This is a genomic window from Aequorivita echinoideorum (assembly GCF_018476645.1).
GTDB lineage: Bacteria > Bacteroidota > Bacteroidia > Flavobacteriales > Flavobacteriaceae > Aequorivita > Aequorivita echinoideorum.
Genome location: NZ_JAHCTB010000007.1, coordinates 1 through 15,509, shown reverse-complemented (window position 1 = coordinate 15,509; position 15,509 = coordinate 1). Strand labels below are relative to the sequence as shown.

The 15,509-nt window shown below is 38.2% G+C and carries 12 protein-coding genes and 1 rRNA gene; 12 read left to right on the top strand and 1 reads right to left on the bottom strand.

Going from position 1 to position 15,509, the window contains the following annotated elements:
- The first annotated feature begins 93 nt into the window (after positions 1 to 93).
- The 12 genes from KIV10_RS13300 to KIV10_RS13245 all read left to right on the top strand — a co-directional run bounded on the left by KIV10_RS13300 (position 94) and on the right by KIV10_RS13245 (position 15,184).
- A complete protein-coding gene (locus tag KIV10_RS13300; protein ID WP_214114547.1) occupies positions 94 to 2,508 on the top strand; it encodes an alpha-ketoacid dehydrogenase subunit alpha/beta in 2,415 nt (804 codons plus the stop codon).
- A gap of 68 nt (positions 2,509 to 2,576) precedes the next feature.
- Positions 2,577 to 3,095 (top strand): hypothetical protein, encoded by a 519-nt coding sequence (locus tag KIV10_RS13295; protein ID WP_214114545.1) that lies wholly within the window; start codon positions 2,577 to 2,579, stop codon positions 3,093 to 3,095.
- 254 nt (positions 3,096 to 3,349) lie between these two features.
- Positions 3,350 to 5,020: an asparagine synthase B gene (gene asnB, locus KIV10_RS13290; protein ID WP_214114543.1), complete on the top strand. Its 1,671-nt coding sequence runs from the start codon at positions 3,350 to 3,352 to the stop codon at positions 5,018 to 5,020.
- A gap of 150 nt (positions 5,021 to 5,170) precedes the next feature.
- Positions 5,171 to 5,308, top strand: a complete 138-nt coding sequence (locus KIV10_RS13285; RefSeq protein ID WP_214114541.1) for a hypothetical protein — start codon at positions 5,171 to 5,173, stop codon at positions 5,306 to 5,308.
- Between the two features lie 297 nt (positions 5,309 to 5,605).
- Positions 5,606 to 6,796: a DUF748 domain-containing protein gene (locus tag KIV10_RS13280; protein ID WP_214114539.1), complete on the top strand. Its 1,191-nt coding sequence runs from the start codon at positions 5,606 to 5,608 to the stop codon at positions 6,794 to 6,796.
- Between the two features lie 54 nt (positions 6,797 to 6,850).
- On the top strand, positions 6,851 to 7,525 hold the full coding sequence (gene trmD / locus KIV10_RS13275) for a tRNA (guanosine(37)-N1)-methyltransferase TrmD (RefSeq protein ID WP_214114537.1): 675 nt from the start codon (positions 6,851 to 6,853) through the stop codon (positions 7,523 to 7,525).
- Positions 7,526 to 7,665: 140 nt separating this feature from the next.
- A complete protein-coding gene (gene rplS, locus KIV10_RS13270; RefSeq protein WP_214114536.1) occupies positions 7,666 to 8,016 on the top strand; it encodes a 50S ribosomal protein L19 in 351 nt (116 codons plus the stop codon).
- Positions 8,017 to 8,658: 642 nt separating this feature from the next.
- Complete coding sequence (locus KIV10_RS13265) at positions 8,659 to 10,887, top strand: NADP-dependent isocitrate dehydrogenase (RefSeq protein ID WP_214114534.1); 2,229 nt, start codon at positions 8,659 to 8,661, stop codon at positions 10,885 to 10,887.
- A 69-nt stretch (positions 10,888 to 10,956) separates the two neighbouring features.
- On the top strand, positions 10,957 to 13,326 hold the full coding sequence (locus tag KIV10_RS13260; RefSeq protein WP_407650209.1) for a TonB-dependent receptor: 2,370 nt from the start codon (positions 10,957 to 10,959) through the stop codon (positions 13,324 to 13,326).
- A 3-nt stretch (positions 13,327 to 13,329) separates the two neighbouring features.
- Positions 13,330 to 14,136, top strand: a complete 807-nt coding sequence (locus KIV10_RS13255) for a DUF4249 family protein (RefSeq protein WP_214114530.1) — start codon at positions 13,330 to 13,332, stop codon at positions 14,134 to 14,136.
- Positions 14,137 to 14,151: 15 nt separating this feature from the next.
- On the top strand, positions 14,152 to 14,958 hold the full coding sequence (murQ, locus tag KIV10_RS13250) for an N-acetylmuramic acid 6-phosphate etherase (RefSeq protein ID WP_214114528.1): 807 nt from the start codon (positions 14,152 to 14,154) through the stop codon (positions 14,956 to 14,958).
- 1 nt (position 14,959) lies between these two features.
- Positions 14,960 to 15,184 (top strand): DUF6095 family protein, encoded by a 225-nt coding sequence (locus KIV10_RS13245; protein ID WP_214114526.1) that lies wholly within the window; start codon positions 14,960 to 14,962, stop codon positions 15,182 to 15,184.
- 98 nt (positions 15,185 to 15,282) lie between these two features.
- On the opposite strand, the gene rrf is transcribed toward KIV10_RS13245, so the two are convergent.
- Positions 15,283 to 15,391, bottom strand: a 5S ribosomal RNA gene (gene rrf / locus KIV10_RS13240).
- Between the last annotated feature and the right edge of the window lie 118 nt (positions 15,392 to 15,509).

Genomic DNA, 15,509 nt, shown 5'->3' with positions numbered 1-15,509 from the left:
AAACGCTGAAATACTAAAGCTGAAACTTTAGACTTTCAACAACAAAATTTCCTTTTGGAAATCGTTACTTTTGTAATCCAAACTTTTCAAAAAATGCAGACAAAACCAGAGACCAGCAGCGATATTTCCTTTGAAGATTTTAAGGCCGAAGTGCTTAAAGATTATAAAATTGCCGTAACCAGCCGTGAATGTAGTCTATTGGGCCGCCGCGAGGTTTTAACAGGCAAAGCGAAATTTGGAATTTTTGGCGATGGAAAAGAAGTACCGCAGTTGGCTTGGGCAAAAGCTTTTAAAAATGGCGACTGGCGAAGCGGTTACTACCGCGATCAAACTTTTATGATGGCCATTGGAAAATTGACGATTCAGCAATTTTTCGCCGGGCTTTATGCGCACACAGATATTGAAGCAGACCCAATGAGCGCCGGAAGACAGATGGGTGGCCATTTTGCCACGCATAGCTTAAATACGGACGGAAGCTGGAAAAACCTTACCCAACAAAAAAATAGCAGCGCAGATATCTCACCTACAGCTGGACAAATGCCTAGATTGCTGGGCTTGGCACAGGCTTCGAAGATTTTCAGAAATGTGAATGGCATTGAAAATAAAACAAATTTTTCTATCAACGGAAATGAAGTAGCTTGGGGGACTATTGGTAACGCAAGTACCAGTGAAGGACTTTTTTGGGAAACCATCAACGCTGCCGGAGTTTTGCAAGTACCTATGGTGATGAGCGTTTGGGATGATGAATACGGAATTTCAGTACACGCAAAATACCAAACCACAAAAGAAAATATTTCAGAAATTTTAAAAGGGTTCCAGCGCAATGAAGATGAGAAAGGATTTGAAATTATTCGCGTAAACGGTTGGGACTATTCTGAACTGATTGAAGTATACCAAAGAGCATCAACCATTGCAAGGGAAGAACACGTTCCCGTGTTGATTCACGTACAGCAACTTACACAGCCACAAGGGCACAGTACAAGCGGTAGCCATGAACGTTACAAAAGTAAGGAGCGTTTGCAGTGGGAAGTTGAAAACGATTGTAATGTGAAATTCCGTGAATGGATAATTGGCAATGATATTTCTACGGATGAAGCCCTCTCTGAAATTGAAAAAGAAATTAAAAAAGAGGTTCGCGATGGTAAAAAAGCTGCTTGGGAAGCATTTCTCGAGCCACAGAAAAGAGAACAACAGGATCTTATTTTGTTACTTGAAAAAGTTTCTGCCAATAGCGAAAACAAAAATTTTATAGAAAAAATAAAGAACGAATTGGCTTCTGAAAAGGAACCGCTTCGCCGAAACATACTTTCTTCTGCCAGAAAAGCATTGCGCTATTTAGTTTCAGAAAATACTTCAGAAAAGGATGAATTGCTCGCTTGGATTAATAACTATTTCGAAAAAATTCAACCTAAATACAGCGCACACCTTTATTCAGAAGAAAAGGAAAATGCAAAAACTATAAAGGAAGTACTTCCCTCCTATGCCGATGATGCCGAAGATGTTGACGGGCGCGTATTGCTAAGGGATAATTTTGATGCGATTTTTGAGAAACATCCCGAAGTTTTAATATTTGGCGAAGATTCCGGAGAGATTGGTGACGTGAATCAAGGTCTTGAAGGAATGCAGGAAAAATATGGAAAACTGCGGGTAGCAGACGCCGGTATCCGCGAAGCAACTATTTTGGGCCAGGGAATCGGGATGGCAATGCGCGGTCTACGCCCTATTGCTGAAATTCAATATTTGGATTATGTACTGTATTGTCTTCAAATAATGAGCGACGATTTGGTTACCCTTCGCTATAGAACGCACGGTACCCAAAAAGCTCCACTAATCGTGAGAACCCGTGGACACAGGCTTGAGGGCATTTGGCACAGTGGTTCACAAATGGGAGGCTTGATTCATCTTTTGAGGGGAATGTATATTTTGGTGCCAAGAAATATGACCAAGGCAGCCGGATTTTATAATACATTACTTGAAACTGACGAGCCGGCGCTTGTTATTGAGTGCCTTAACGGGTACCGCTTAAAGGAAAAAATGCCGAATAATCTAGCAGAAATCAGGACACCCATAGGTGTAGTTGAAACAGTAAAGCAAGGAAATGATATAACTTTGGTATCCTACGGAAGTACGCTACGCATTGTTGAAGAAGCCGCAAAAGAGCTTCAGCAAGCCGGGATTGATGCAGAAATTATAGATGTTCAGTCATTATTGCCATTGGATATAAACCACGATATGGTCAAAAGTGTACGAAAGACAAATAGACTTTTGGTTATAGATGAAGATGTTCCCGGTGGAGCTTCAGCATATATTCTTCAAACCGTGGTGGATATGCAGGGAGGCTATAAATATTTGGACAGTAAACCACAAGCGTTGGCTGCCAAAGAACATCGACCCGCATATGGTACAGATGGGGATTATTTCAGCAAGCCTAGTGTTGAAGACGTTTATGAAACCGTGTATAGTATTATGCATGAGGCAGATCCAAATCAGTTTCCCAAGTTAAGATAGTATTAAACTGAAAAAGAAATCGGTGCAGTGTGCGTACCTTAAGGTACAAATTAAAAAACTGCACCGTTATGAAAAAAATTACACTTTTAGTTACAGTATTGATTTTATGCCCGTTTATCTGGGCACAAAACTCCGCAAGACTTTTTGAAACAGTTTCAGAAACCGATGTTCCACCCATAGTCGTCGACGCCCAATCTTATCTTTTTCCCAATAGTTTTGTTGATGAGTGGAAACTGCAAAGGGACACAGCGAACAAGCAATTGCCCATCCGTTATATTAGTAAATTCCGTATGGATGGCCAAGATGGATACACCGCGTCTTACTTGGATGAAGGTACACCCATTTTCCATAGCCAGTTTATGATGGCTCAAAATATTCCAGAAACCGTTTTATTGAAGGCACAATATGATCAAGAACAATATGAAATTGTATCGGCAGATTTTATGACACTTTATGCCACGAATCTTGAAGTATACAGGGTTAAATTGAGGGACAACGCAATGGAAAAACGATTTTTTTATGATATAAATGGAAATAAAATTGCAGAAGAATCGCTTCCGGAAGAATTGATTCTATTTGAAAATTAAATAATTATATCAAAAATTAATTGTCTGAAGTTTCATTTAATAAAAAATTATTTCTACTTTAGACATTCATAAAAAGAAAACAAGTTTATGTTCAACAACAGCTTTAATAATAATAATAGCCTGCCGTAGCAAAAACTTGTCGCGATATATGGCCTGTCAAGTTTTTTTCTTGGCAGGCTTTTTTTTTAACCAATTTTCAAATATTAAATTTTTAAATTTTTCAAATAAATTAATAACCAATAACCAATAGTATTATGTGTGGAATTGTATGTGCTTTCAAACTAAAGGAACCTGCAGAATCTTTGAGACTTCAGGTATTATCAATGAGTAAATGTATTCGTCACCGCGGGCCAGACTGGAGCGGAATTTTCAACAATGAAAAAGCCATTATGGCTCACGAACGGCTTGCGATTGTGGACCCAACCTCTGGAAAACAACCACTTTTCAGCAGTGATGGTAATCTTGTACTTGCCGCAAATGGCGAAATTTACAATCATATGAATTTGCGTAAGCAGTTTCCTGATTATGCATTTCAGACCAAGAGTGATTGTGAAGTTATTATTCCGTTATATATGGAAAAAGGAGCCAAATTTCTTGATGAATTGAATGGGATTTTTGGCTTCGCTCTTTACGATATTGAGAATGATGCTTACTTGATTGCCCGCGATCATATGGGAATAATTCCCCTGTATATAGGTTGGGACCAGCACGGCACCTTTTATGTAGCTTCAGAATTAAAGGCCTTGGAGGGCGTGTGTACAAAAATAGAACTCTTCCCTCCTGGGCATTATCTTGACAGTCGGGAAGGTGAATTGGTGCGCTGGTATTCTCGGGATTGGATGGAGTACGAAAATGTTAAGGACAACGCAACAGATATAGCAAAACTCAGAAAAGCGCTAGAAGATGCTGTCCATCGCCAGCTTATGAGCGATGTGCCCTATGGCGTTTTACTTTCGGGAGGATTGGATAGCAGCATAACATCTGCAGTGGCCAAAAAATATGCTGATAAGCGTATTGAGAGTAACGACACAGAAGGTGCCTGGTACCCACAATTGCACAGTTTTGCCATTGGGCTCGAGGGCAGCCCGGACCTTGCCGCTGCCCAAAAAGTTGCGGACCATCTAGGCACCGTCCATCACGAAATAAAATTTACTATTCAAGAAGGATTGGATGCAATTCGTGATGTAATCTATCATTTGGAAACGTACGATATTACAACTATCAGGGCCAGTACGCCAATGTATCTTATGGCTCGGGCAATAAAAGCTATGGGTATTAAAATGGTACTTTCGGGCGAAGGAAGCGATGAGATATTTGGTGGATATCTTTATTTTCACAAAGCACCCAATGCCGAAGAATTTCATAAAGAAAATGTGCGAAAACTTGATAAATTACATATGTATGATTGTTTACGTGCCAATAAGAGCTTAGCCAGTTGGGGCATTGAAGGAAGAGTTCCTTTTTTAGATAAAGAATTTATGGATGTGGCCATGCGCATAAATCCCGAAGACAAAATGATTAATGATGAACGCATGGAAAAATGGGTTCTGCGGAAAGCGTTTGAAGATATGTTACCCGAAAGCGTGGCGTGGCGTCAGAAAGAGCAATTTAGTGATGGTGTGGGATATAACTGGATTGATACATTGAAAGAAATGGTAGCAAATAAAGTTACGGATGAGCAACTTGCAAACGCCCAGTATAAATTTCCTTTGCAAACGCCGAGCAGCAAAGAGGAATTTTATTACCGAAGCATTTTTGCAGAACATTTCCCTAGTGATACGGCTGCTTTAAGTGTGCCAAGTGTGCCATCCATCGCATGCAGTAGCCCCATTGCATTGGAATGGGATGAAAGTTTCAAGAACATGAACGATCCGAGCGGAAGAGCTGTTAAAAATGTGCACGCGGATGCGTATGCCAACAATTAATTTTGATTGAAGAATCCGTTTACATGTGTTAGTTTGATGTAGGTATTAAAGATTTTAAAACGTGTTATATAAAGTATTTTTTGTGTTAGTCGATCCACTAATCTCGCATTAAATTTAATTGAAAGAAAAATTAATTTAAAACAAAAAGCTATGAGCACAAAAAATCAAAACCAGAATCAGGACAAAAAAACGAATGGTCCTACTTCAAAAACAAACGATCTAAAATCCACAATTAAGAAAGATCAAAAAAATGGCAACAAGGGTATTCAAAAAAATATGAATAAATAGGATCGCCCATTAGTCAAAATTGAAAAAAGAACGCTGGTAAATTGTATAACCGGCGTTTTTTTTTATGCCATAAATTATTCTAAAAAAATTATTTCAAAAGTTCTTGCTCTGAAATTTTTAAAATATAAAATCGGGTATGAACGGTTAACATATTTAATTCATTTACAGATTTTAAAATTATTTATAAAAATTAATATGCCTAACTATAGATAATTTTGTTTATTCAGGTCTTTTTATGACTTCATTAACTGCATCATTTCCATAATTCTATCAAATTTGTTGAAAACCTAACAGCAAATGAGCACCTCAGAAAAGAAAAAAAGAAAGCGTTATAAGAAGAAAAGGTACATTATTCCTATAATCATCCTTGTGCTGCTCATTGCGTTTCGCCTGTACCTCCCCACATTGGTGAAAAATTACGTGAACAAAGTTTTGGCAGAAATTCCCGGCTATTACGGCCAGGTTGAAGATATAGACATCGCCCTCATCCGCGGGGCTTACGTCATCAATGGAATGTATCTGGATAAAGTCACGGCAAAGTCGCAGACGCCATTTCTTAAATTTCCCAAAACAGATATCTCCATAGAATGGAAATCCCTCTTCCGGGGTAAGATCGTGAGCGAAATATCCATGTTCAGCCCAGATGTCATCTATGTTTTTGAAGACCAAGAAGCAACCCCAGAAGGCGGCGAGCCCACAGCAGAAGATTGGACCAAGGCCTTGACGGACATTGTACCCATTGACATAAACCACTTTGAAGTATATGATGGAAAAGTCGCATTTGTTCAATTGCAGGCAAATCCAAACATAGATCTTCACATTGACAAAATACGTCTTACGGCAGACAATCTTAGGAATGTCCGCGAACAAAACCGAACCCTCCCCTCACCAATCAGGGCAACGGGAATAACCATCGGCGGCGGAAACATGTCCTTGGACGGCAACATAAATCTCATAAAGGAAATTCCAGATATGGATATGACGCTTGGCATAGACGGCGGCAATGCAAAAGCCCTGAACGATTTCACAAATCATTACGCCGGTATCGATTTTGATAAAGGAAGTTTCGGTATATATAGCGAAGTGGCCATTGCAAATGGCTACATGAAGGGGTACGTAAAACCATTGCTTACCGATGTACAATTGATTGGTGAGGGAGACGGTTTTCTCGAAATTTTATGGGAAGGATTTGTGGGCTTTTTCAAATTTATTTTGAAAAATCAACGCACAGATACCCTCGCCACACGTGTTCCATTTGAAGGTGATCTCAACAATGTAAAGACCGGGGTATGGCCCACCGTACTCAATATTTTCCAAAACGCATGGATAAAAGCCTTTAAAGGCGAAGTGGATGGCAACATAGAATTTAAGGATGCTTTCAATGACGGAAAAGATCTTACTCGTGAAGAAAAACGGGAGCTTCGCAAAGAAGAAAGAGAACAAAGGCGCGCCGAACGCAAAAAAGAGCGACAGGCCAAAAAGGGTTGATCAATCGCAATTGCCTATTTTTGCGAAATATTTCAGAAATAAAATACTTCCGCAATGCGAATAGACATCATTACCGTCGTGCCTGAACTCATTCAAAGCCCGTTTGAAGCATCCATACTTAAACGCGCAATCGAGAAAGGCCACGTTGAAGTTTATACACACAATTTACGTGACTATTCCACAAATGCGTATAAACAGATTGACGATTACCAATTTGGCGGTGGCGCAGGAATGGTGATGATGATTGAACCTATTGACAAATGCATTTCAAAATTAAAAACCGAAAGGAATTATGACGAAATCATTTACATGACTCCCGATGGTGAAACCTTCAATCAAAAAATTGCAAACAAGCTCTCATTAAAGGAGAATATTATTATTCTCTGCGGACATTACAAAGGCGTAGACCAGCGCGTTCGTGACCATTTCATCACAAGTGAAATTTCTGTAGGTGACTTTGTGCTGAGCGGCGGCGAGCTGGCAGCGGCCATAGTGTGTGACGCGATTATCAGATTAATTCCTGGGGTTTTAGGAAACGAAACAAGTGCGCTAACAGATTCTTTTCAGGATAATTTGCTCGCACCTCCCATTTATACCAGACCCGCAGATTATAAAGGATGGAAAGTTCCGGAAATCTTGACGAGTGGAAATACACCCAAAATTGAACAATGGCGTGAAAAGAAGGCTATTGAAAGAACCAAACAGCGCAGACCCGATCTATTGGAATAGCATATTTTTAAAATTGAGCACATTAGCACAATAAATTCTTGCACAAAAACATAAATTCATTATTTTTGCACCCACTTTAATCCAACCTCTGGCGAGATACGCGAATGTTGTTTTAATTCAAACCTTAATCAAATTGACAAATGGAATCGTTAATTAAATTTGTACAAGACGAATTTGTAACAAAAAAAGAATTTCCTGAATTCGGAGCTGGTGATACTATAACTGTGTATTATGAAATCCGTGAAGGTGAAAAAACCCGTACACAGTTTTTCCGTGGCGTTGTTATTCAAGTAAAAGGAACTGGAACAACCAAAACCTTTACCATTCGTAAAATGAGTGGAACTGTAGGTGTAGAGCGTATTTTCCCAATGAATTTACCAGCGCTTCAAAAAATTGAAATCAATAAAAAAGGTAGCGTACGTAGAGCCCGTATTTACTACTTTAGAAATCTTACTGGTAAAAAAGCGCGTATCAAAGAAAAGCGCGCTTAATATTTACCGAAATTTTACAATTAACTCCGCCCTAGCGCGGAGTTTTTTTATGAACAAATGTTTAAAACCTATGTTCGTAATGCGTGGATTTTAAAAAGGTTATAAATTTCTATTTTAAAATTTTGTATTCTATTTTAGCAATATCAAAATGATGTAAAAATCATTACGATACCAAAAAGTAAGTTCTTTTACATTTTTTTAAATTTTTGCAATGCTTACGGTTTTCATAATCAGTAAGCCTAAAAACTTAAAAATTTTATTAGAACCACTTTAACTTTTTTTAATCGCTTGAAATACCCACGGTCTTTTGATTATTGGTATTGAGATTAAAAAACAAACGAGTCAATTATTAATAATTGGACGCAACTTTCAAGTTGTTATACAATCAAGATGATTGAACTCGCGTAGGTAAACAACGATAGCAGCACTATAATAATGCTGCATTTGATCCTTACTGGATCCATCGGTAAAAGTTTACTTTACAAGGAGCCATATCACAGTATAATTACTTTGATATGGCTTTTCTTGTTTTAGGCCAATTTCTGTTTTCTCCAATTAACAGGTTGCTCTTTAAAAAACTTTTTCAAATGACTATCTTTGTGCTTCGAAAAAAAATAATTCAAATTCTGAAAAAGTATCCTAATGACTAAAACCGCCAAAATTATATATACCAAAACCGATGAAGCCCCCGCATTAGCAACTTACTCCCTGCTTCCCATAATCAAAGCATTTACCAATCCTGCATCCATAAAATTAGAAAGTCGGGATATTTCCTTGGCAGCAAGAATTCTGGCAGTTTTTCCTGAGAGACTTTCAGAAAAACAAAGGGTAAATGATGACCTCAGTGAATTGGGCGAACTTGCAAAAACACCTGAGGCAAACATCATAAAACTGCCAAATATCAGCGCATCTATTCCGCAATTAAATGAAGCCATTGCAGAATTGCAAAAAAAGGGTTTCGATGTTCCAAATTATCCCGAAAATCCCTCCACTCCAGAGGAAAAAGAAATTAAAGCGAAATATGACAAAGTAAAAGGAAGTGCGGTAAATCCTGTATTACGCGAAGGAAATAGCGATAGACGTGCGCCAAAAGCGGTTAAAAATTATGCGCAAAAAAATCCGCACAGTATGGGAGAATGGAAAAGCGATAGCAAAAGTCACGTTTCCACAATGTCCAAAGGTGATTTTTTTCACAATGAAAAATCACTTACTATGCAAAATGATGATACGCTAAGTATCATTCTTCTTGAAGGCAACGGAAATAAAACTATTTTAAAGGAAAGCGTAAAAGTTATCAAAGATGAGATTATTGATGCCTCCGCTATGAGCAAAAATGCCCTCACTTCCTTTTTGGACGAACAAATAAAGGATGCGGGAAATAAGAATATTTTGTTTTCAATCCACATGAAAGCAACGATGATGAAAGTGAGCGACCCCATTATTTTTGGTTACGCGGTAAAGGCATATTTTAAGGATTTGTTCAAAAAATATGGCGAAACATTTGAAAAATTAGGAGTTGATGTAAACAATGGTTTTGGTGATTTGGAAAGCAAACTTTCTGAATTGCCCGAGAATGAAAAATCTGAAATTCAGGCAAATATTAAAAAAATCATGGACGAAAATCCAGATTTGGCAATGGTAAATAGCGACAAGGGAATAACCAATCTACACGTTCCCAGTGATGTAATTATTGATGCTTCTATGCCGGCGATGATTCGAAATTCTGGTCAAATGTGGGGTCCAGATGGCAAAAGCCATGATACAAAGGCGGTCATTCCAGACAGCAGTTATGCTGGAGTATACCAAGCCACAATTGATTTTTGTAAAAAACACGGCGCTTTTGATCCAAAAACCATGGGTACGGTGCCAAATGTTGGGCTAATGGCCCAAAAAGCCGAAGAATACGGAAGCCACGATAAAACTTTTGAGATTTCTGCCGATGGAAAAGTGCAAGTTGTAGATAGTTCGGGCAATACCATTATCGAGCATTCCGTTGAGAAAGGCGACATCTGGCGTATGTGCCAAGTAAAAGATTTACCTGTTCAAGATTGGGTAAAACTTGCGGTTGAACGCGCACGTGCTACTGGAAATCCAGCTGTTTTTTGGTTGGATGAAAACAGGGCCCACGATGCAGAGCTTATTAAAAAAGTGGAAAAATACCTTCCCCAGCATAATACTGAAGGTTTGGAAATTAAAATTCTCTCACCGGAAAAAGCTACAGAATATACGCTTCAGCGCGTGAAAGATGGTAAAGACACCATATCAGTTACTGGTAATGTTTTACGAGATTATTTAACTGATCTTTTCCCGATTTTGGAATTGGGCACAAGTGCTAAAATGCTTTCCATTGTTCCATTGATGAATGGTGGCGGTCTTTTTGAAACTGGAGCTGGCGGTTCTGCGCCAAAACACGTTGATCAATTTTTGGAAGAAAACCATTTGCGCTGGGATTCCTTGGGCGAATTCTTGGCAATAGCTGTTTCACTGGAACATTTGGGTTCAAAATTTGACAATCCGCAGGCAATTATTCTGGCAGACACCTTAGATGAAGCAACCGAAAAATATTTGGAAAATAGTAAATCGCCGTCCCGCAAGGTAAACGAACTGGATAACCGGGGCAGTCATTTTTATTTGGCAATGTATTGGGCACGCGCTTTGGCAAACCAAAACAAAGATTCTAAATTGAAACAGATTTTTTCTCCAATTGCAGAAAGATTAGAGAAAAATGAAGCTAAAATTGTCGATGAACTTAATTCTGCTCAGGGACCTTCCGTAAATATAGGAGGTTATTATGAGCCTACAGAAGAATTGGCCTCCCAAGCTATGCGACCCAGTAAAACTTTCAATGAAATATTAGCTGAAATTAAATAGCTATTAATTTTCATAAAATTGAAGCCTTCAATTCTTTGGAGGCTTTTTTTATGGTTATCTTCGAAAAAAATTGATTTCTTGAAAAAGTTTTTCATATTTATATTCCTGTGTATCAATTTCGCTGGTTCCGCACAGGAAAAATTCACTTTAAGCGGCACTATTTCCGAAATTGAAAGTGGCGAGACACTGATAGGTGTAAACGTTATCATTCCGCAGTTGCAGACTGGAGCGGTAACAAATCAATACGGCTATTATTCCATAACCCTGCCAAAAGGCGTCTATGAGATAACTTATAGTAGCATTGGTTTTAAAACTGAAAAAATAACTATTTCGTTAACTGATAATGTAAAACAGGATCTAGCCCTGCGTACAGATTCCGAAAGTCTGGATGAAGTAATTATAGAAATAGATGTTGAAAAACTAAATATTAGAAATGCGCAGATGAGTGCGAACACGCTCTCTGCGGAAACTATAAAAAAAATTCCTGTGGTTTTGGGCGAGGCAGATGTTATCAAATCTATCACCTTGCTTCCGGGCGTAACTAGTGCGGGCGAAGGTGCCAGCGGATTTAACGTTCGGGGTGGTGCAGCCGATCAAAATTTGATTTTGCTCGATGAGGCCACGCTCTACAATTCATCACATCTTTTTGGATTTTTTTCAGTTTTTAATCCGGATGCCATAAAAGATTTAACGCTCTACAAAGGTGGAATTCCCGCTCGCTACGGCGGACGGATTTCTTCGGTTTTGGATATTTACCAAAAAGACGGAAATAACCAAAAATATCACGCAAGTGGCGGAATTGGCTTGGTCGCGAGCCGTCTATTGCTGGAAGGACCTATTAAAAAAGATACAGCTTCCATTCTTTTGGGCGGCCGAAGTAGTTATGCGCATCTTTTTTTACCACTTTTTGATAATGACAATGTGGCCTATTTTTATGATCTCAACACAAAAGTGAGCTATAAATTCAACAATAACAATAGGTTCTTTTTATCGGGATATTTTGGGCGGGACGTTTTTGAAATATCCGATAGTTTTGCGAATAGCTTCGGAAATACCACATTAAATCTTCGTTGGAATCATTTATTTTCAGACCAATTGTTTTCAAATTTTTCGTTTATATATTCAGACTATTACTACGGACTGGAACTCAAATTTTTGGAATTTGACTTTGATAGTGGCATTCAGAATTTAAATCTTAAATATGATTTTACCCATTTCGCTTCAGATAATATAGAATTGAGATATGGGCTTAACAGCATTTATTACAAATTTAATCCTGGAAATGTTACGCCCACTTCGCAGGAATCTGGCATCAACGCATTTAAATTGACAGATAAATTTGCTTGGGAAAATGCGATATATGGCGAAGCTGAAATTGATGTTTCAGAAAAAATATCGGTTCAAGCTGGACTTCGGTTTTCAACATTCAACAGATTGGGGCAGGATGAATTATTTTTATATGAAAATGACAACCCCATTATTTTCAATCAAGATTTGGGAATTTACCAGAAAGCACAACAGATTGATACAATTTCATTCAGAAAAAGTGAAACCATAAAATTCTTTGCCAATCTGGAGCCACGGGTTAATATTTCGTATTTGTTGAATGAAAATTCCTCGGTAAAGGCAAGCTATAATAGAATGGCGCAATACATCCATTTGATAAGCAACACCACATCCCCCACCCCTTTTGATATTTACGCGCCCAGTGGAAAATACATTGAACCACAACTGGCAGATCAAGTAGCAGTGGGATATTTTAGAAATTTTGAAAAATATTCCCTTGAAATTGAATCGTTTTATAAAAAAGTAAAAAATAGATTGGACTACGTGGACGATGCAGATTTGATCGCCAATAACTCAGTGGAGCAAATTTTATTAAATGGTGAGGCCCGAGCCTATGGAATGGAAGTACTTTTCAGAAAAAATGAGGGAAAATTGCAGGGTTGGATTGCATACACCTTATCAAAAAGTGAGCAGCGCACTCCCGGACGGACAGCAGTGGAAACAGGTATCAATAATGGAAATTGGTACAACGCCCCGTGGGATAAAACCCACGATATCTCGGTAACAAGCCAATATGAGCTTTCAGAAAAATGGTCATTTGGTGCAAATTTTATTTTTCAAACTGGCAGGCCTACAACCTATCCAAATGGACAGTACATTTATAATGGATTGGTAGTTCCTGTTTACGAAGCCAGAAATAGCAGCCGTTTGTCAGCATTTCATCATTTGGACATTTCCGCGACGCTTACGCCAAGCTCCAATAAAGATAGAAAATGGCAAGGCGAATGGGTTTTCAGTGTTTACAATGCGTACAACAGAATGAATGCCGCTTCTATTTCGTTCAGGCAGAATACGGATATAGCCAGAAATGAAGCCGTAAGGTTATCCATTTTTGGAATAATACCAGCGATTACATACAATTTTAAATTTTAGACAATGAAAAAAATGATGCTGTTTTTTGTATTGTTAGCTTTTTCATATTCGTGTGAAGATGTAATTGATGTAGATTTGAATGAAGGTGCGCCCAGATTGGTAATCGATGCGCGAATATTGAAGGAAATCGATACTACATCGGCATTGACCATAGTTACATTGAGCCGGACAAATGCATTTTTTGATACTGGAATTGATTTTGTGAATGATGCCGAGGTTAAAATAATTTCCTCAAATGAAATTGTTTATGCATTAGAAAACAACGGCGATGGAATTTACACAACAAATTCAATCACACCTATGCCGGGCGAAACCTATAAATTAGAAGTGAATTACAATAACGAAATATATTCCGCAACCGAAAGTCTATTCACCGTGACGCCATTGGAATATGTGGAACAGGAAAATGACGGTGGATTTTCAGGTGATGATATAGAGTTGAAAGCTTATTTCAACGACCCCGAAGACATTGAAAATTATTATCTTTTTGAAGGTTTTTCAGAAAAAGGGGATTTACAAAACGTTCTGGATGATGAATTTTTTGATGGAAATGAGATTTTTGGTTTTTTTCTGGCCGAAGATTTAGCCGCTGGCGATACGGTAACATTTTATCTCAATGGTGTGAGTAAGCAATATTACAATTACATGTTCATTTTGCTTCAGCAATCAAGCGATCAAGGTGCGGGACCTTTTGAAACGCAACCCGCAACTGTAAGGGGAAACATTGTAAATGAAACAAATGCTGAAAATTATCCGTTGGGGTATTTTCGCATTTCTGAAATATCGATTTTAAATTATACGGTTCAATAAATTTTTACTGATAGTATGGATTTTATAAAGACTACCGAGGAAGATTCAAAATACAACCATTTAGAAAAAATGAGTATTTCTGAATTGCTTCATAATATAAATAATGAAGACAAAACGGTTGCTTTTGCTGTGGAAAAAGCGGTGCCACAGATTGAAAAACTCACGGATGCAATAGTTGAAAAACTTAAAGCTGGAGGCAGATTATTTTATATTGGAGCCGGCACTAGCGGACGTTTGGGAATTCTTGATGCTAGCGAATGTCCCCCTACATTCGGTGTCTCACAGGATTTGGTTATTGGTTTGATTGCTGGAGGGGATATCGCGATACGCAAAGCTGTTGAATTTGCTGAAGATTCTGAAGACCAAGGTTGGAAAGATCTTCAAAAAGAAAATATTTCTAAAAAGGATGTTGTAATTGGCATTGCAGCTTCGGGCACCACACCCTATGTAGTTGCTGCATTGAAGATTTGTAACGAAAATGATATTGCTACAGGCTGTATTACTTGTAATGAAGGAAGTCCATTAGCTATGGTGGCGAAGTTTCCAATAGTTGTGACTGTCGACGCTGAATTTGTAACCGGAAGTTCACGGATGAAGGCAGGAACTGCTCAAAAAATGATTTTAAATATGATTTCCACCACTGCCATGATTCAGTTGGGAAGAATTAAAGGAAACAAAATGGTTGACATGCAATTGAGCAACAAAAAACTTGTGGAGCGTGGTGTGCGAATGATTATGAATGAACTGAATATTTCAAAGCAGGAAGCCCAGATACTTTTGGAAAAATACAAGAATGTCCGAGATGCTATAAATAATTATTAAAATGGGTAAAGAACATACAGATGTAAATTTGTTGAAAAAAGGTCTAAAATATATGGCCTTTGCATTGCCTCTACTTTTTTTAAGTCCTTATTTAATAACAATTTCTTTTCTGAATAAAGAAAATTTTACGCTCTATATATTTCTTTTCTTTGGAATTATTGCAGGTGCAGGAGCAATTTACTTATGTTTTAAAGGAATAAAAACAATTTTAGAATCTATATTTTAAGTTATTCTTTTCTAAAGAATACAATAAGAATTTCAGTTAATCTTTCTCGATCTGTTGCATAAAAAAAGTCCCCTCCGTTTCTTGGAGGGGACTCTAAAGGAAGGCGGCGACCTACTCTCCCACGGGATGCAGTACCATCGGCGCAAACGGGCTTAACTTCTCTGTTCGGAAAGGTAAGAGGTGAGCCCCGTCGCTATAACCACCTTAGTTTTAAGTTTAAAAGTTTGGAGCTTACAGGTTTAAGAGCTATTCTCATAAACACAGACCACTGAACTTATAAACTGTCCGCCATCGGCGGACAAATATCTTGACATAGGGGAAACGA